The following is a 17189-nucleotide window of genomic DNA, read 5'->3' on the forward strand; positions in this document are numbered from 1 at the left end:
ACTACGCACTTCGTGCTCCGCTCAGGATGACAGGTGAAAGATGCTGAGCGAGGCGCAAGCATCTCACAGGAGATAAAACAAATCGGCGTAGCACAGATTCATTCCATGCCACGCCGAGATGAGATGCGGAAGACGAAACGCTATTGCGCGTCAACCGAGGAGTGGGCGGAGCTGCGGCGCTTGAGCATCACGCCGCCGGCAAGCAGCAGCATGGCCGCAGCCGCGATGGCGCAGGTTCCGGCACCGGTGGCGGGCAACGTGGGTTGCGTCTCCGGAGCGTCCGAATCGCCGGTATTGCCGCCGGTGTCATCCCCGGTTTCGGCATCGGTGAACAGCACGTCGACCTGGGCGGTGCGGATCGTCGCGGCGTCGGCCGCCGCGTCGGCGAGGAAGGTCGCCAGATCGGCGTCGGACAGCGTCTTCGTCACCATCACCGAACCCGCGCCCGGCCCCTGCGTCTCGCCGGAGAAATCGAAAATCTTCAGCGTGCCAAAGTCCACGCCGTTGGCGGTGAGCTTGATGGCCTTCGGACGCTGCTCGTCGGTGGTGAAGGCGAGGCCGCTCACCGTGAAGCTCACGGTGTTCCCATCGACCTCGACCGCCGAGAATCCGGTGCTGCCGCGGGTGCTCACGGCTTTCAGGTTCGGATGGGCCTCAAGATAGTCCGACAGTCCGTCGAAATCGATATAGCCGGTGTCCACATAGTTCGTGCCCTGCGTGAACACGGTGAAATTATCGCCGCCGGTGAGCAGGAAGGGGTTGCCCGCGATGGTGAAGGTGTCCGTGTCACGCACGGCCTCGCCGTTCACGGTCAGGTCGAACACCTCACCTCGGGGCAAGGTGGTTCCATTGATGGTTTCGGTATACAGGTTGTAGTGGTAGCTCACATTGCTGGACAGGCCGAGCCACTGCACCGGACGCGACGCGCCGGCCGGCTGCCACTGCTGTTCGAGCAACGCCTTGAGTTGGGCGCCGGTCAGGGTGACCACCGCCGTGCTGTTGCCGAAGGGCAGCACGTCGTGGGCTTCCTTCAGCGTAATGGTCTTGTCGCCGTTCGGGTCGAGGTCGGCGCGCAGTCCGCCCGCGTTGATCACACCGATATCGGCCTGCTGGCCGTGCTCGTTGGCCGCCCACATCGCCGCGTCGGCATTGAGTACGCCCAACGTGGATTCGACGCCGCGGTTCTCCTCACTGTCCAGCTTGCCCGGAACGTCGCGTCCGCGGTTGAAGGTGGAGTCGGCGTCGATGGTGCCGAGCACGGTGTTGCCCTGCTCGTCGGCGGCGGCCTGCGCACGTTCATAGATCGCGTTCACTTCCGGATCGGATTCGTACAGCGCGTTGCCGTCTTTATCGAAGATCTGGTTCAGCTGGCCGCTTGCGATCACCTGCGCATCCTTGCCGCTGCCGGTGATCGTCAGATCGATGGTGGCGTAGGATTCGCCATAGTTCTTGGTCTGCTTGATCGGCGCGCCGGACGCGGTTTCCGTCTCCTGATCCATATGCGTGTGTCCGGCGACCACCGCGTCCACATTCTCGTTCAGACCGGTGAGCTGGTTCGCGTCGGCATGCACCAGCGCCACCACCGCGTCGGCTTCGCCGTTGCTTTCGTCACCGTCGGAAAGCTGGTCGGCATAGGAGTTGATCGCCACTACCGGATCGATAACCGTCACGCCCGCCATACCCGCCGGCGAAACCGAGTCGAGCAGCGTCTCATACACACCGCCGATGAAGGCGATGCTCTTGCCGCCGCTTTCGGTGATGGTGTACGGCTGGATCTTGCCTTCCAGCGCGCCGCCGCTCACATTCGCCACGATGTACTGAGCCGAGCCCATCCCCGGCATGATGCGGTCCACCAGATCGGCCGCGCCCTGGTCGTATTCGTGGTTGCCGGTGGCGGAGACGACCATGTTCATCGCCGTCAGCTGCTCCATGGCGGGTTCGTCATTGGCGATGGACGAGGCGAAGGCGGAGGCGCCGACCATATCGCCTGCCGCGGCGAAAATGGTGTTCGGGTTCTTGGCTTGGGTCTGCTTGAGCGCAGCGGCCAGATAGCCGCCGTTTTCGATATGCCCGTGGAAGTCGGACAGGCCGAAGATCGTGACGGTGGCGGTGTCGCCGGATGCGACGGAGGGATTCGCGCCCTCATCGGCCACCGCCGCGGAGACGGTAAGCGACATCGCCCCGATGGTGAGCGCTGCCGTCGCCATCGCGACGAATTTCCTATACATGGTCAGACGCATAATCGCACACTTCTTTCCCTCATGGCCGGCCGTTATCCGAGGCCCATCCACGAATCGGCAGACACTTGGCAATCTACCACTCGTCTGATATCTCCCGCGACCCCCGAACCCCGACCACAGATAACAAGCTGGGGCGGCGGAACGATCATGCGCTCCACCGCCCCAGCGATGCGTGTGAGATTATCGACGCGAACGGATCGCGGCGCTACCGCTTCTCCTGCTCCGCGTCCTCGCCGCCTTTCCCTTGCTGGAATTCGTCGTACCCCTGCTCGTAACGGGTGCGGCGCCAGTTGTGGATCGACGCGTTGGTGCCGCGATGGTGCACATGGTACTGGCGCGGCGCCCCACCGAGCGGACGCTCCTTGACCTCCTTGGCCACGGCGATCTGATTCACGTTCGAAGGGTCCATAATCGCGATGGGAGCCACCGCCTCCGGCTCCACCGGCGCGGCCGTGCGGCGTTGCATATGCTCGGGCAGCCATTCCGCCAGACGGGACAGCAGCCAGCAGACGATAAAGTACACCACGGCGGCCACCACCAGCGTCTGCAGGATGTTGAAGTACATCGATCCCAGTCGGCGCGACTCCTGCAGCAGATCCGTATACATGATGATCGAGCCGAGCGCGGTGTCCTTGACCACCACGACCAGCTGGGTCACGGCTGCGGGCAGCATGGCGAACACGGCCTGAGGCACCTCGATCTGCATCAACGACTGCGTTTCGGTCAGGCCCAACGCCAGCGAGGCCTCACGCTGGCCGTTCGGCAGATTGCCGACGCCCGAGCGCACCAACTCGGCCACCACGGAACCGTTGTACAGCACCAGCGCGATCACCACCGCCCAATAGGATGGACTGGACATCCCCGCGAACGCGAACCACCGCCAGAAGAAGATCATCATCAGCAGCACGGGCACGGCGCGGCAGAACTCGACGATCACCGCGGAGACGGCGCGCAGCAGCGGATTCGGCAGCAGACGGCCAATGCCAAACACCAAGCCGAACACCACCGAGCCGATCACGGCCACCACGGAGGCCTGCACGGTCATCCACAGGCCGGGCAAATAGAAATCGGTCCACGCCTCGCGTTCGAGCGCAGGCTTCCACAATTCCCAGCTCAGCTGGTTCTCACCATCCGGCGGATTGTGCAGGCGCATGAGAATCAGCACCACCACGATCGCGAAGACCACCCCGGCGATCCAGTTGACGATGCGGATGGTTCTGCGGCCCTTGGGACCAGGCTGGTCGAACAGCACGGCGCTTTCGTTTGCGGCCATGGGTCACCTCCTCACGGCGAGCTTGTTGGACAGGAACGTGGTGATCATGCCGATCGGAATGATGAGGATCACATAGCCGATGGCGAAGATCAGGAAGATCTGGACGATCACGTCGGGGCGGAACTCGATCATCTCGCTCATCAGCGAGGAGGTTTCGGTGGAGACCGACGCGGCGGCCGCGACCGTCGAGTTCTTGAGCAGAGCGATCAGCGTGTTGCCGAGAGGCGCCACGGAACCGCGGAAGGCCTGCGGCAGGATGATCTGGCTGGCCGACTGCATGAAGCCCAAGCCCAATGCGCGCGCCGCCTCGGCCTGACCGATCGGCACGGTGTTGATGCCGCTGCGCAGCGACTCGCACACGAACGCCGCCGTATACAGGCTCAGGCCTGTCACCGCCAGCCAGAAGAAATTCGTGGCGAAGATGTCGGAGAAGGTGAGCTTGAGCTGCGCGTAGGCACCCAGCACCATGAACACCATGATGATGGTCAGCGGCAGGTTCTTGAACAGCTCCACATACGCGCCGGCCACAGTGCGCATCGAGGAGATCGGCGAAATGCGCATCATCACCAGCACCACGCCGAGCACCAGCGAGAATAGGGCCGACCACAGGGTGATTTCGATGTTCACCAGGAACGCGCCGACCACGTCGTATTCGCTGAACAGTTCGACGAATCCGTTCATCTCACTCCTCCCCCTCGGTCGGTTCCGGCGGATTGTATTCGCTGTTCGGCGAATATCCCGTACCGGAGGTGTTCTCTTCGATCGCGCGCTGCCAGGAGCCGTCCTCGATCATCTGCTCGATCGCGTCGTTGATCTGCTTGGCGAACTCGGTGTTGCCCTGCTGGATGCCCACGCCATAGTATTCCTGCGTGAACGGGGCGCCCACGACCTTGAGTTTGCCGCGCGAGGCGGAGGCGAGACCGGCGAGGATGATGTCGTCGGTGGTGACCGCGTCCACAATGCCGGAGAACAGGGCGGTGGCGCATTCGGCGTAGCCCGGCTGCTCCATCAGCTGCACTTCGGAGGCGAACTTCTCCTTGACGGTGGCGGCGGAGGTCGAGCCGGTCACGGAGCACAGGCGTTTGCCGTTGAGATCCTCCGGGCCCTTGATGCTGTCGTCGTCCTCGCGCACCAGCAGATCCTGACCGGCCACGAAATAGGGGCCGGCGAAGGAAACGGCCTTCTTGCGCTCGTCGGTGATCGAGTAGGTGGCGAGGATCATGTCCACATCACCGTTCTGCAGCATGGCCTCACGCTGCTTGGACGGCGCTTCCTTCCATATGATCTCGTCCTCGGAGCGACGTTCGTCGTAATGTTTGAGCGCGAAATTGGATTCCGTTCGTCATAAATAATGAGCGCGAAATCCCGCGCGGCCCGCGTCGTTCGCGGGGATGCTTGCCTTATGGAAGGCAGACTGGACATGGCCACGAGAAAACGGCTGACGAACAGGTTCAAGGCGGAGTACGCCAAGGGCGACAAGAAACAGAAGGGCGAGATCCTCGACCGCCTCGAGGCCGTCGGGATGGGCAGGTCCACCGCCCGGCGGCTGCTCACGCAGGCGGAGAGGGAGAAACCCGTGAAAGGCGCGGCGCGGGGCAGGCGGCCGAAGTACGACGCGGGCGCGCAGCGGCTGCTGGAGCGCCTGTGGCTGCTCATGGGCATGCCGTGCGGCCCGTACATGAAGGCCATGTTCGACCAGTGGATTCCCGCGCTCCTGGCGAACGGCGAGCTCGACGGCATCGACGGCGACGCGCTGGACCAGGTGCTGGCGATGAGTCCGTCGACCATCGACCGGCGGCTCAGACCGCTCAAACAGGCCGCCATGCCGAAGGGCGCGTCGCTGACCCGGCCGGCCGCGGAGCACATGCGCAACTCGATCAGGATCCGCAAATGCACCGACGAGACAATCCGCGTTCCCGGCCTGGCCGAGGCAGACACCGTGGCCCACTGCGGGCCCAGCATGAAGGGCGAGTTCGCCCGCACCCTGACGATGGTGGACTACGCGACGAACTGGACCGTGAACGTCACCGCCCGCAACAATGCCAAATCCAACATCAAGGCAGCGGTCGCCACCGCCCTGCCGCTCTTCCCGTTTCCCGTCACCTGCTTCGACTCCGACAACGGCGTCGAGTTCATCAACGACGAGCTCGTCGACTGGCTGCTCGAACAGGACATCGAACAGACCCGCAGCCGCCCGTACAGGAAGAACGACCAGGCCACCGTCGAGTCGCGCAACAACCACGTCGTCAGGAAATACGCGTTCCACTGGCGCTACGACACCGCGCAGCAGCGCGAGCTGCTCAACCGGCTGTGGGCGAAGACCTACGTGCTGCTGAACCTGTTCACGCCCACCCGCAAGCCCGTGCGCGTCGACCAGGGGCGCGACGGGCGCAGGAAGACCGTGTACGACGAGCCCCGCACCCCGTGGGCGCGCGTGCTGGAGCACGACGCCGCCGACCGCGCCGCCGGGGGCGGCGGATACGTCGTCGACGACGCCCGCCGCCGCATCGAGGGGATCATCGCCGCCACCAACCCCGCCCGCCTCAACCGCGAGATCGCCGTCATCCAGGACGAACTCGAACGCGTCAGCCGGGACCGCACCGAGGCGATGGCCCGCCGCGCCGGCCTGGACATGGGATACTTGGGAAAGGCGATCGAACGCATGCGCGCCGACGCCGGACAAAACGACAAATAGATCGCAGGCACCGTTTCGCGCTCACCCATTACGACAAACGAACAACGATTACGCGCTCACTTATTAATGACGAACCTCGGGAGTAGCCCAGTTGGCGGGCGATGTACGTCGCGACGTCCACGTCGAAACCGACGTAGGTGCCGGACTTCTTGAATCCCAGACCCGGCTGGTCGAATTTGATGCCGATGCGGATTTTGCCGGCCTCGCTCTCGGCTCCGCAGGCGGCCAGAGAGGCCACGCACGCGAGCGCGCAGACGGCGGCGACGCACCGTTTGATCAGTGTGTTCTTCATAACTCTTCCTTTGGCGCGGCCGGCGCGGCCGAAACGGCGACGGCCGCACATGACGGCAGGATGGTGACGGAGTGCGAATGGCGGCCTAATGCGTGAGGATCTTCGACAGGAAGTCCTTGGCGCGGTCGGTTTTCGGATTGTCGAAGAACTCGTCGGGCGTGCCTTCTTCGAGAATGCGGCCGTCGGCCATGAACACGATGCGGTTGGCGGCTTTACGGGCGAATCCCATCTCATGGGTGATGCAGATCATCGTCATGCCTTCGCGGGCGAGCTCCACCATCACGTCGAGCACCTCGTTGACCATCTCCGGGTCGAGCGCGGACGTCGGCTCGTCGAACAGCATCACCTTGGGGCGCATGGCGAGCGCGCGGGCGATGGCGACGCGCTGCTGCTGGCCGCCGGAAAGCTGGCTGGGCATCTTGCTCGCCTGGCTGTCCACGCCGACGCGGGCGAGCAGGTCCATGGCCAGATCCTCGGCCTCTTTCTTGTCCATATGACGCACCTTGATCGGGGCGAGCGTCACGTTCTCGAGGATCGTCTTGTTGGCGAACAGGTTGAAGGATTGGAAAACCATGCCCACTTCGGCGCGCAGGGCGGCGAGCTCCTTGCCTTCCTGGGGCAGCGGTTTGCCGTCGATGCGGATCACGCCGGAGTCGATGGTCTCCAGGCGGTTGATGGTGCGGCACATCGTGGACTTGCCGGAGCCGGACGGGCCGACCACCACGAGCACCTCGCCCTTGGTGACGGTGAGGTTGATGTCTTTGAGGACGTGAAGGTCGCCGAAATGCTTCTCCACGTGGGCCAGCTCGACAAGCGGTTTGTTCGGGTCGTCCCGCCCCGGCACCAGCGGCGCCAGCGGACGTGCGGTTTCGTTGTTCTTCATTTCAGACATAACAGGTCAGTATACCTGCAAATGTTTCGTAAACAATATCTGAAGATTATCTGATTGCTTCTCGGGGGTATACAATTCCCCTCCCCATCCATCCCGAACAGGCGCCGAAGCGTTATCCGCAATGGCGGCTCCGCCTATCCGCCTTCCATTCACCCGAACAGGCGAGGCAGTTCGATCGCCAGCACGGCGATCACCACAAGCACCGCGATTCCGTCGAACACCAAGCGTTCCGGAACATTGTCCTTGAACCAGTCGCGCATCCGTCGATACCATGTTCGTCCACTCATGCTTCCACGCTAGAGCGGCAAAGCGATCACCAATCCACTCCTAGGCGAACATCAGATGAACGCTCTGCCAATTCCTCGCTCCGCCAATCCCGCACAAGAGCCTGTCCACCAGGCTATCTGCGTTACCGGTAGTGGATTCGGGAGTTCGCGAACATCGATCTGCGTTACGGGTAGTGTGCGATCGCTCTTTCCAAGGCAAGCGCCCTTGATATTCCGCCACGCCTACTTGCCGATACAACGTCAAGGCACTACCAGTAACGCAGATCGATGTCCGCAGGGCGTCCAATCCACTACCCGTAACGTAGATTGGATCCATCCGGGCCCCATCACCTTTATCTGAACAGCCTCCCATTCTCGTGTCTAGAAATAGGAGGCCTTCAAGCCTCAAAAACAATGGGCTTCCTCCGATTGGAGGAAGCCCATCATCTCACACGGTTATCGCGTCACTCTTCATCGTCCGGCTCGTAGTCGACGCCGGTTTCGGCGCGCTGCTCGGCCGAGATCGGGGCCGGGGCACCGGTCAGCGGATCACGGCCGCCGCCGGCCTTCGGGAAGGCGATGACGTCGCGGATGGATTCGGCACCGGCGAGGATGGCCGCGGCGCGGTCCCATCCGAGGGCGATGCCGGCGTGCGGGGGCGCGCCGTACTTGAACGCCTCAAGCAGGAAGCCGAACTTGTCGGCGGCTTCCTCGTCGGTGATGCCCAGCACGTCGAGCACGCGGTCCTGGATGTCGTCGCGGTGGATACGCACGGAGCCACCGCCCATTTCGTTGCCGTTGCAGACGATGTCGTATGCGTCGGACATGGCGTGCTCGGGATCCTTGTCGAAGGAATCGATCCAATCCTTGGACGGCATGGTGAACGGATGATGCATGGCGGTCCACTTGGAGTGGCCGATCGCCACATCGTCGTCATCCGGATCGTCGGTGGACTTGAACATCGGGAAGTCCACCACCCAGGTGAAGGCGAACTCGTCCGGCTTGAGCAGGCCGGCGCGGTCGGCGAGCTCGACGCGCACGGCACCGAGCAGCGCCTGCGCGGTGGTGCGGGCGCCGGCAGCGAAGAACACGGCGTCGCCCTCTTCGGCACCGACGGCCTCACGCAGACCGGCACGCTCCTCGTCGGAGAGATTCTTGGCCACGGGGCCCTTCAGCTCGCCGTCCTCGGCGAACACCACATAGGCCAGGCCCTTCGCGCCGCGCTGCTTGGCCCACTCCTGCCAGGCGTCGAACTGACGACGCGGGGTGGCCGCGCCGCCCTTGAACACGACGGCGCCCACATAGGGGGCCTGGAACACGCGGAACGGCGTGTTCTTGAAGAAATCGGTGAGCTCGACCAGCGGGTTGCCGAAGCGCAGATCCGGCTTGTCGGAGCCGTACTTGTCCATGGCCTCCTGCCAGGTGATGCGCTGGATCGGCAGCTGGATCTCATAGCCGGCGGCCTTCCAGATGGCGGCGATGACCTTCTCGGCCATGGCCATCACATCCTCCTGGTCGACGAACGCCATCTCCATGTCGAGCTGGGTGAACTCGGGCTGGCGGTCGGCGCGGAAGTCCTCGTCACGGTAGCAGCGGGCGAGCTGGTAGTAGCGCTCCACACCCGAGACCATGAGCAGCTGCTTGAGCAGCTGCGGGGACTGCGGCAGGGCGTACCAGGAGCCAGGCACCAGACGGGCCGGCACCACAAAGTCGCGCGCGCCCTCAGGCGTGGACTTGATCATGGTGGGGGTCTCCACCTCAGTGAAGCCCATCTCGTCGAGGGCCTGACGGGCGGCCTTGCTCATGTCGGAGCGCAGCTTCAGGTTGCGCTGCATGGAGGGGCGGCGCAGGTCGAGGTAGCGGTACTTCAGACGCACTTCCTCGCCGGGCAGCTTGTTCTCGGACTCGTTCTCGAGCGCGGTGGAGACCTGGAACGGCAACGCGTCGGACTTGGCGAGCACGTCGATGCTCTCGGCCACGACCTCGATCTTACCGGTGGCCAGATGCTCGTTCTCGTTGCCTTCCGGACGCAGGCGCACCTCACCGGTGACCTGGATCACGAATTCGGAACGCAGCGGGCGGGCCATCTCCTCGTCGTAGATGACGACCTGCACCAGACCGGTGGTGTCGCGCAGGTCGATGAAGGCCACGCCGCCATGGTCGCGACGGCGGTCGACCCAACCGCTTAGCGTCACCTTGTCGCCGGCGAGGGCTTCCGTCACCTCGGTGGCGTGATGTGTTCTGTAAGCCGTCTGGCTCATGCTTCCTCGTTTTCCTTTGAACCTGATACGCCGCCGCGCGTCGGCCGAGCCCTGCAAACGCGAAGGCGCGAGCCGCATGCGCGACGGCGAAAAGTTGTCACATTACAACGGTTTGCCGGGCATTAACAGTATCCGGCTCCCACGACGTGGCGTCGGCCTCGAGCTGGTCGCCGGAGACGATGTTCTTCACCTCGTCGCCCGCGCCCTCCTGGCCGGGGAACCACACGTAGGGGATGCCGAGCTTGTCGGCGTATTTGATCTGCTTGCCGATTTTCACCGCGGTGGGCGCCACATCGGCCGCGATGCCGCGCGAACGCAGCGTGTTGGCGATGCGGTTGGAGGCCGCGCGCTCGTCCTCGCTCCACACGGCCACCATCACCACGGCCGGGGAGACGCGGCTGGCGTGCGCGCCGGCGGTGTGCAGCATATACGACACCAGTCGCGACAGGCCGATGGACAGGCCCACGCCGGGATACTTCTTATTACCCTGCGAGGCGAGGTTGTCGTAGCGGCCGCCTGAGCAGATCGAGCCGAGCGAGGCCGCACCGTCGAGGAAGGTCTCGTAGACGGAGCCGGTGTAGTAGTCGAGTCCACGGGCGATTTTCAGGTCCGCGATCACGGAGCCCGGGCGGATGGCGGCGGCCTCGTCCACAATCATGGCGAGCGTGTCGAGTCCCTGCTTGGCCAGCGCGTATGCCTCGGCCGTCTCGCCTTCGGAGGTGATGCCGTGGGCCGCGGCGAGCGCATCGAAGCGTTCGGTCAGCTCCGCGCCGTCCGCCGCGGTCAGAGAGGCGAGTTCGAGGCAGGCGCGCGCCTGATCCTCGTTCGCGCCGCATTCGCTGACCAGCAGCTTGGCCACCTCGTCGGCACCGATTTTGTCGAGCTTGTCGATCTCGCGCAGCACGCCTTCGACGTCCGTCAGGCCCAGTCCTCGATAGAACCCTTCGGAGAGCTTGCGGTTGTTCGCATGCACGGTCGCCTTGGGCAGGCCGTACTCGCGCAGGCGCTCCAACGCGGCGACCATCACCAGCGGCAGCTCCACCTCGTAATGGTCGGGCAGATCACCGTTGCCGATCACGTCGATATCGGCCTGCACGAACTCGCGGAAGCGCCCCTCCTGCGGGCGCTCGCCACGCCACACCTTCTGGATCTGCCAGCGCTTGAATGGGAAGGCGAGCGCGCCGGAATTCTCGACCACATACCGGCTCAGCGGCACGGTCAGATCGAAATGCAGACCCAGTCGCTCCTCCACCGGAGTGTCGGATTCGTGGCCGACCTCCTGCAGACGGCTCAGCAGATAGATCTCTTTGCTGGTCTCGCCTTTTTTGAGCAGACTTGCGCCTGTTTCCACGGCTCTCGTCTCGATTCCTATGAATCCGTTGAGTTCGAAAACCTCACGAAGCGTGTCGATAACACGCTGCTCCACTACGCGTTCAGAGGGGAGCCACTCTGGAAATCCTGATATTGATGCACCTTTAGCCACGGTATCAATATAATAGGTGAGGTTACGGAAAACATCACGGGTTTCCCATGATGCGATTCGCAGCCGCACACACCGCTCAAGCCTTAAAGGAGCTGACCCCATGGCCGACGAGAACGTCACCGAAACCGAGAACACCACTGAGACCGCCGAGCAGGCAACGTCGCCCGCCGTGCCGACGCCCGCCGCCATGCCCAAGCCGCACGCGCCCTCCCCGGCCGCGTTCGCGAAGAAGCCGGCCGCCGTCGCGCATGTCGCCGCTCCTGCCACCGGCACGTATACCGACGCGCAGGTGAAGGAGGCCGAGGCTTTCGGTCGTGTGGACGACAACGGCACCGTCTTCGTCAAGGAGGGCGAGACCGAGCGCGAGGTGGGCCAGTTCCCCGACGCTTCCAAGGAGGAGGCGCTGGCGCTGTATGCCCGCCGCTTCCTGGATCTGAAAGCCAAGCTCGATCTGCTGGCAACCCGTCTGAACTCCCCGAACGTCAAGACGCGTGAGATCGACGATTCGCTCAAGACGCTGGCCGAGGAGACCGCCGAGCCGGCAGTCGTGGGCGACATCGCCTCGCTGAAGGCCCAGTTCGAGGAACTGAAGGCCACGGCCGAGGCCAAGAAGACCGAAATCGCCGAAGCCCGCAAGGCCGCGGTGGCCAAGGCCGTCGAGGAGCGCACGAAGATCGTCGAGAAGGCCGAGGAATTGGCCGCCTCGCTTGGCGACAGCACCAACTGGCGTTCCACCGCCGATAAGTTCCGCGCCCTGTTCGACGAGTGGCAGCAGCATCAGCGTTCCACCGTCCGCATCGACAAGGCCGACGCGGACGCGCTGTGGAAGCGCTTCTCCTCCGCCCGCACCACCTTCAACCAGGCCCGCCGCAAGTGGGCCCAGACGCGCGACAACGAGCGCAACCAGGCCAAGGAGGTCAAGGAGGCGATCATCGCCGAGGCGAACGAACTGAAGGATTCCACCGCTTGGGGCGAGACCTCGCGCAAGTTCAACGATCTGATGGATCGTTGGAAGAAGGCCGGCCGCGCCGGCCGCAACGAGGACGACGCCCTGTGGGCCAAGTTCCGCGAGGCCGCCGACGCGTTCTTCAACGCTCGCCAGGCCGACCGCGATCAGATCTCATCCTCCGAAAAGGAGAACCTCGCCAAGAAGGAGGCGCTGCTGGCCAAGGCCGAGGCGCTGGTGCCGGTGGCTGATGAGAAGGCCGCCAAGCAGGCGCGCCAGGCCCTCGCCGCCATCCAGGAGGAGTGGGACCAGATCGGCTACGTGCCGCGCGACGATATGCGCCGCATCGAGAACCGTCTCGACGCGGTCGACAAGCAGATCAAGGCCGTTGAGGACGCCGCTTGGAAGCAGGCCGATCCGGAGGCCGACGCCCGCAAGTCCAGCTTCGAAGTGCAGCTGACCGCCCAGCTCGCTGAGCTGGATGAGAAGATCGCTGCCGAAACCGACGAGAAGAAGAAGGCCAAGCTCGAGGCCGAGAAGGCCACCAAGGAGCAGTGGCTCAACGCCATCAAGTAGTCGCCATCTCCGTTGCGTCAACCGATGAGGGCCGGCATCATATGCATGGATGTCGGCCCTCATCAATTTAAGGAAAATCATATGGATAACGACGATTACATCGTGCAACCGTCGAAGGGCACCGAGCGCAGCCGCGCATACGGCTGGTCAGTCGGCTTCGGCTTGCAGCGGGCGGATGGGCTCATGCCGTCCGAATACGCACGCTCGACCGCGCAGGCCAACATCGTCGGCGAAATCGATTACCAGACGGTCGGCGCGATGCTTCGCGACTATCATGCGGCCAATCCCGACGAGCGGTCGCACATGGAGGCCGATATCGTCGCGTCGCGCATCAGCCAGCTCCTGCAATCCCCCACATTCTCCTTCGCTCCCGCCGCTTTGCGCACCATCCACCGTTTTTTGTTCGCCGATGCACTCAACCCGGATTGGGTGGGGGTATGGCGCAACGAGGTCATCGTCAAACAAGAGCCAGTATTGCTGGGCAAATCCGTTGCCTATGCCGCACCCGCGGACATCGAGCCGACGCTCGACTACGATTTTCAGGAGGAGCGCAAACGCCAACGCGACTACGACCGGCTCAGCGACCAACAGACCGCGGACAGCGTGTTCGCGTTCGTCTCCGGCATCTGGCAGATCCATCCGTTCCGTGAAGGCAACACCCGCACCTGCGCCGTATTCGCCATCCAGTATCTGCGATTCCTCGGGTTCACCGTCGATAACCGCCCGTTTCAGGATCATGCTCAATACTTCCGCGACGCATTGGCCTTGTGCAACGCCAGCTCGCGCATACTCCGCTCGTCGGATGAGCTGCAGACCTTCGAACAGCACGTTCTGTTCGGCGCTGACGAGCCGTTGCCTGACCTGCGCGCATTGGCCGCGCAACGCACGGACATCACCGACACCGACCCCGACGACCTCTTCAACGGAATCGCGCGCAGACCGTAATCACGCCGATCTTCAAGACGGGTCTGTCTCAATTCATCGGGCGGTTACATCCTCTCTGGCGGATGCCATCACCATGGCGGCTGGTGCGCGCCGCTACTTGCGACTGACGTCAACCCTCGGACAGCCGCCATTACCCCTCGGGCGGTTTTGGATGGTTTCGGGCGGTTACGAATGGCTACAGGCGGTTGCCGTTTACGGACATCCCCTGTCATCGATTCGCAGCAAGAGTCAGAAACGTTGAAATTCCGCCATTCTTGATTTCATCACATGATCAGATAGCCAAGAACCACCGATTCGGTAACCGCCCGAAGCCATTTGAAACCGCCCGAGGGGTGATGACAGCAGCCCGAAGGATATTGAAACCGCCCGTGCAATGCCGACTACCGCCCGAGGCCACCCATAACCGCCCGAAAGGTGTTGAAACCGCCCGAAAGGTGATGGCAACCGCCCAAAGGATGCCGTAACCGCCCGAAGGGATGGCACTCATATAACGGGAGTCCCCCGCGTGGCGATTAAATCCACGCGGGGGACTCCCGTTATGTAAGGCTTCGTACCAGCCGTATAGGCGCGGTGCGGGAATGGCCTTATTCCTGAGGCGTTTCAGCCGGGTCATCGCCGGCGGAGGCACCGACGAGTTCGGGCGTTGTGCCCTCCCTCGCTTCGGCGGCCGCGCCACCAACGGCACCGTCATCGGCGGAACCATCCACCGGAGTGGCCTCCTCAAAGGCCTCGCCCTTGAAGACGAATTCGCCGAGGATACCCTCGCCTTCCGCGTCGACCAGCACACGCTGGCCGTCCTGCAGCTCGCCCATGAGGATCTTCTCCGAGATGGCGTCCTCGATGTCGCGCTGGATCACGCGGCGCAGCGGGCGCGCGCCGAGCAGCGGGTCGAAGCCCTTCTGTGCGAGCAGGTCCTTGGCGCTGGTGGTCAGTTCCAGCGACATGTGGCGGTCGAACAAGCGGTCGTTGAGCTGCTTGACGTCCAGGTCGACGATCTGGCGCACTTCGGGCTCGGTGAGCTGCTTGAACACGATGATGTCGTCCAGACGGTTGAGGAACTCGGGGCGGAACTGCTGCTTGAGTTCGCTGGAGACCTGATCCTTCATGCGCTGGTAGCTCGACTCGGTGTTCGCGCCCAGATTGAAGCCCGTGTTGGCGGCCTTCGCGATGTCGCGCGTGCCCAAGTTGGTGGTCAGGATGATGATGGTGTTCTTGAAGTCCACCTTGCGTCCCTGGCCGTCGGTCAGATGACCGTCATCCAACACCTGCAACAGCGTGTTGAAAATATCCGGATGAGCCTTTTCGATCTCGTCGAACAGCACCACGGAGAACGGCTTGCGACGCACCTTCTCGGTGAGTTCGCCACCCTCCTCGTAGCCGACGTATCCCGGAGGCGCGCCGAAGAGTCGCGAGGCCGCGTACTTCTCGGAGAACTCCGACATGTCAACGCGGATCAGCGCGTCCTCGTCGTCAAACAGGAATTCGGCGAGCGTCTTGGCCAGCTCGGTTTTGCCCACGCCGGTGGGGCCGGCGAAGATGAACGAGCCGGAGGGGCGCTTCGGGTCCTTCAATCCCACGCGGGTGCGGCGGATCGAGCGGCTCAGAGCGCTCACGGCCTCGTCCTGGCCGATGATGCGCTTGTGCAGCTCCGCCTCCATGCCGAGCAGCTTCTTGGACTCGGCCTGAGTGAGCTTGAACACCGGGATGCCTGTGGTGGCGGAGATCACCTCGGCGATCACGTCCTCGTCCACAACCATCTTGACGTCGGATTCGCCTTCGCGCCAGGCGTTCTCCTTCTCCTTGCGCTCCTGCTCCAGCTTCTCCTGGCTGTCGCGCAGTTCGGCGGCCTTCTCGAAGTCCTGGTTCTTGATGGCCTCATCCTTGTCTTTGGAGAGCTTGGCCACCTTGTCGTCGAGCTCCTTGAGCTCGGGCGGGGCGGTCAGACGCTTGATGCGCAGGCGCGCACCTGCCTCGTCGATCAGGTCGATGGCCTTGTCCGGCAGGTTGCGGTCCTGGATGTAACGCGACGAGAGTTCCGCAGCGGACTGGATCGCACCGTCCGTGATGGTCACGTGATGATGGTTCTCGTAGCGCGAACGCAGGCCTTTAAGGATCTCGATGGTTTCGGCGATGGTCGGCTCCTGCACCTGGATGGGCTGGAATCGACGCTCCAGCGCCGCGTCCTTCTCGATGTACTTGCGGTACTCGTCGGTGGTGGTGGCACCGATGGTCTGGAGTTCGCCGCGCGCCAGCATGGGCTTGAGCATGTCGGAGGCGCCCAAAGCGCCGTCCGCGGAGCCCGCGCCCACGATGGTGTGGATCTCATCGATGAACAGCACGATGTCGCCGCGCGTCTTGATCTCCTTCAGCACCTTCTTCAGGCGCTCCTCGAAGTCGCCACGATAGCGCGAGCCGGCCACCATGGAGCCGAGATCCAGCGAGTAAACCTGCTTGCCCTTCAGCGTCTCCGGCACGTCGCCGGACTGGATCTTCTGCGCAAGGCCTTCGATCACGGCGGTTTTGCCCACGCCGGGCTCGCCGATCAGCACGGGATTGTTCTTGGTGCGCCGGGAGAGCACCACCATCACACGTTCGATCTCGTTGGTGCGGCCGATCACCGGGTCGAGTTTGCCGTCGGCGGCCTCGGCCGTCAGGTTGCGTCCGAACTGGTCGAGGATCGCGGAACCGGTTTTATTGCTCTTGTCGGACACGCCGCCCGCGTTCGCGAGTTCGCCCTTGCCGTCCGCCCCGTTGCCGGAGTTGCCGCGGATCAGGTCGATGGTGGCGCTGCGCAGCTCGCCCAGGTCGACGTCCATTTTGATAAGCACCTGCGTGCCGACGCCCTCGCCCTCGCGGATCAGACCGAGCAGGATGTGTTCGGTGCCGATGTAGCTGTGCCCCAGCTGCAGCGCCTCGCGCAGCGAGAACTCCAGCACTTGCTTGGCGTGCGGTGTGAAGGGGATGTGCCCGTTCTGCGTGGCATTGCCTTTGCCGATCATCTCTTCGACCTGCTTGCGGGTGGCTTCGAGATCCACGCCCTTGGAGGCGAGCGCCTTGGCGGCCACGCCCTCGCCCTCGCGGATCAGACCGAGCAGCAGGTGTTCGGTGCCGATGTAGTTGTGCTGGAGGGTGCGAGCCTCCTCCTGCGCCAACACGATCACGCGCCGTGCACGGTCGGTAAACCGTTCGAACATGCTTGTCCTTCCTCAAATGACATTCCGTCTTACTCTACCGATTCGCGGTGACGTTTCTTCCCGCTATTTCACGAATTGCGCTGACAACGCAAAGAAGCGGCCCCAAGGAACGTTATGCTTGGGGTA

The 17189-nt window shown here is 63.5% G+C and carries 11 protein-coding genes and 2 pseudogenes; 3 read left to right on the plus strand and 10 right to left on the minus strand.

Annotation, left to right across the window (positions count from 1 at the left end; all coding sequences use genetic code 11):
* Nucleotides 1–140 precede the first annotated feature (140 nt).
* The 4 genes and pseudogenes from BE0216_RS03285 to BE0216_RS03300 all read right to left on the minus strand — a co-directional run.
* Nucleotides 141–2240, minus strand: coding sequence for a bifunctional metallophosphatase/5'-nucleotidase (locus BE0216_RS03285; protein ID WP_094635982.1), 2100 nt, complete (start codon nucleotides 2238–2240; stop codon nucleotides 141–143).
* A gap of 205 nt (nucleotides 2241–2445) precedes the next feature.
* Nucleotides 2446–3513, minus strand: a complete 1068-nt coding sequence (locus BE0216_RS03290) for an amino acid ABC transporter permease (protein ID WP_094635981.1) — start codon at nucleotides 3511–3513, stop codon at nucleotides 2446–2448.
* 3 nt (nucleotides 3514–3516) lie between these two features.
* Complete coding sequence (locus BE0216_RS03295; protein WP_094635980.1) at nucleotides 3517–4194, minus strand: amino acid ABC transporter permease; 678 nt, start codon at nucleotides 4192–4194, stop codon at nucleotides 3517–3519.
* A 1-nt stretch (nucleotide 4195) separates the two neighbouring features.
* Nucleotides 4196–4810, minus strand: a pseudogene (locus BE0216_RS03300) (glutamate ABC transporter substrate-binding protein); the annotation flags it as partial.
* Nucleotides 4811–4933: 123 nt separating this feature from the next.
* Between BE0216_RS03300 and BE0216_RS03305 the strand changes: the two are divergent.
* Nucleotides 4934–6208, plus strand: a complete 1275-nt coding sequence (locus tag BE0216_RS03305; protein WP_226805655.1) for an integrase catalytic domain-containing protein — start codon at nucleotides 4934–4936, stop codon at nucleotides 6206–6208.
* 79 nt (nucleotides 6209–6287) lie between these two features.
* On the opposite strand, the pseudogene BE0216_RS03310 reads toward BE0216_RS03305, so the two are convergent.
* The 5 genes and pseudogenes from BE0216_RS03310 to hisS form a co-directional block, all read right to left on the minus strand.
* Nucleotides 6288–6500 (minus strand): annotated as a pseudogene (locus BE0216_RS03310) (ABC transporter substrate-binding protein); the annotation flags it as partial.
* 85 nt (nucleotides 6501–6585) lie between these two features.
* Nucleotides 6586–7392 (minus strand): amino acid ABC transporter ATP-binding protein, encoded by an 807-nt coding sequence (locus BE0216_RS03315; protein WP_094636947.1) that lies wholly within the window; start codon nucleotides 7390–7392, stop codon nucleotides 6586–6588.
* A 149-nt stretch (nucleotides 7393–7541) separates the two neighbouring features.
* Nucleotides 7542–7679, minus strand: coding sequence for a hypothetical protein (locus BE0216_RS03320; RefSeq protein WP_169714269.1), 138 nt, complete (start codon nucleotides 7677–7679; stop codon nucleotides 7542–7544).
* Between the two features lie 443 nt (nucleotides 7680–8122).
* Nucleotides 8123–9919: an aspartate--tRNA ligase gene (gene aspS, locus BE0216_RS03325; RefSeq protein ID WP_094636948.1), complete on the minus strand. Its 1797-nt coding sequence runs from the start codon at nucleotides 9917–9919 to the stop codon at nucleotides 8123–8125.
* 97 nt (nucleotides 9920–10016) lie between these two features.
* On the minus strand, nucleotides 10017–11402 hold the full coding sequence (gene hisS / locus BE0216_RS03330; protein WP_094636958.1) for a histidine--tRNA ligase: 1386 nt from the start codon (nucleotides 11400–11402) through the stop codon (nucleotides 10017–10019).
* A gap of 100 nt (nucleotides 11403–11502) precedes the next feature.
* Between hisS and BE0216_RS03335 the strand changes: the two genes are divergently transcribed.
* Complete coding sequence (locus tag BE0216_RS03335) at nucleotides 11503–12924, plus strand: DUF349 domain-containing protein (protein ID WP_094636949.1); 1422 nt, start codon at nucleotides 11503–11505, stop codon at nucleotides 12922–12924.
* A gap of 81 nt (nucleotides 12925–13005) precedes the next feature.
* Nucleotides 13006–13869 carry a Fic family protein gene (locus BE0216_RS03340; protein ID WP_158217215.1) on the plus strand — a complete coding sequence of 288 codons (864 nt, stop codon included), beginning with the start codon at nucleotides 13006–13008 and terminating at the stop codon, nucleotides 13867–13869.
* Between the two features lie 584 nt (nucleotides 13870–14453).
* Here the strand turns inward: BE0216_RS03340 and BE0216_RS03345 are convergent.
* Nucleotides 14454–17063, minus strand: a complete 2610-nt coding sequence (locus tag BE0216_RS03345; RefSeq protein WP_169714270.1) for an ATP-dependent Clp protease ATP-binding subunit — start codon at nucleotides 17061–17063, stop codon at nucleotides 14454–14456.
* Between the last annotated feature and the right edge of the window lie 126 nt (nucleotides 17064–17189).

Source organism: Bifidobacterium eulemuris (genome assembly GCF_014898155.1).
Lineage (GTDB): Bacteria > Actinomycetota > Actinomycetes > Actinomycetales > Bifidobacteriaceae > Bifidobacterium > Bifidobacterium eulemuris.

Coding starts and splice junctions, on each gene's coding strand:
- BE0216_RS03285 (WP_094635982.1), bottom strand. CDS start 2,240: ATGCGTCTGACCATGTATAGGAAATTCGTCGCGATGGCGACGGCAGCG.
- BE0216_RS03290 (WP_094635981.1), bottom strand. CDS start 3,513: ATGGCCGCAAACGAAAGCGCCGTGCTGTTCGACCAGCCTGGTCCCAAG.
- BE0216_RS03295 (WP_094635980.1), bottom strand. CDS start 4,194: ATGAACGGATTCGTCGAACTGTTCAGCGAATACGACGTGGTCGGCGCG.
- BE0216_RS03305 (WP_226805655.1), top strand. CDS start 4,934: ATGGCCACGAGAAAACGGCTGACGAACAGGTTCAAGGCGGAGTACGCC.
- BE0216_RS03315 (WP_094636947.1), bottom strand. CDS start 7,392: ATGTCTGAAATGAAGAACAACGAAACCGCACGTCCGCTGGCGCCGCTG.
- BE0216_RS03320 (WP_169714269.1), bottom strand. CDS start 7,679: ATGAGTGGACGAACATGGTATCGACGGATGCGCGACTGGTTCAAGGAC.
- aspS (WP_094636948.1), bottom strand. CDS start 9,919: ATGAGCCAGACGGCTTACAGAACACATCACGCCACCGAGGTGACGGAA.
- BE0216_RS03335 (WP_094636949.1), top strand. CDS start 11,503: ATGGCCGACGAGAACGTCACCGAAACCGAGAACACCACTGAGACCGCC.
- BE0216_RS03340 (WP_158217215.1), top strand. CDS start 13,006: ATGGATAACGACGATTACATCGTGCAACCGTCGAAGGGCACCGAGCGC.
- BE0216_RS03345 (WP_169714270.1), bottom strand. CDS start 17,063: ATGTTCGAACGGTTTACCGACCGTGCACGGCGCGTGATCGTGTTGGCG.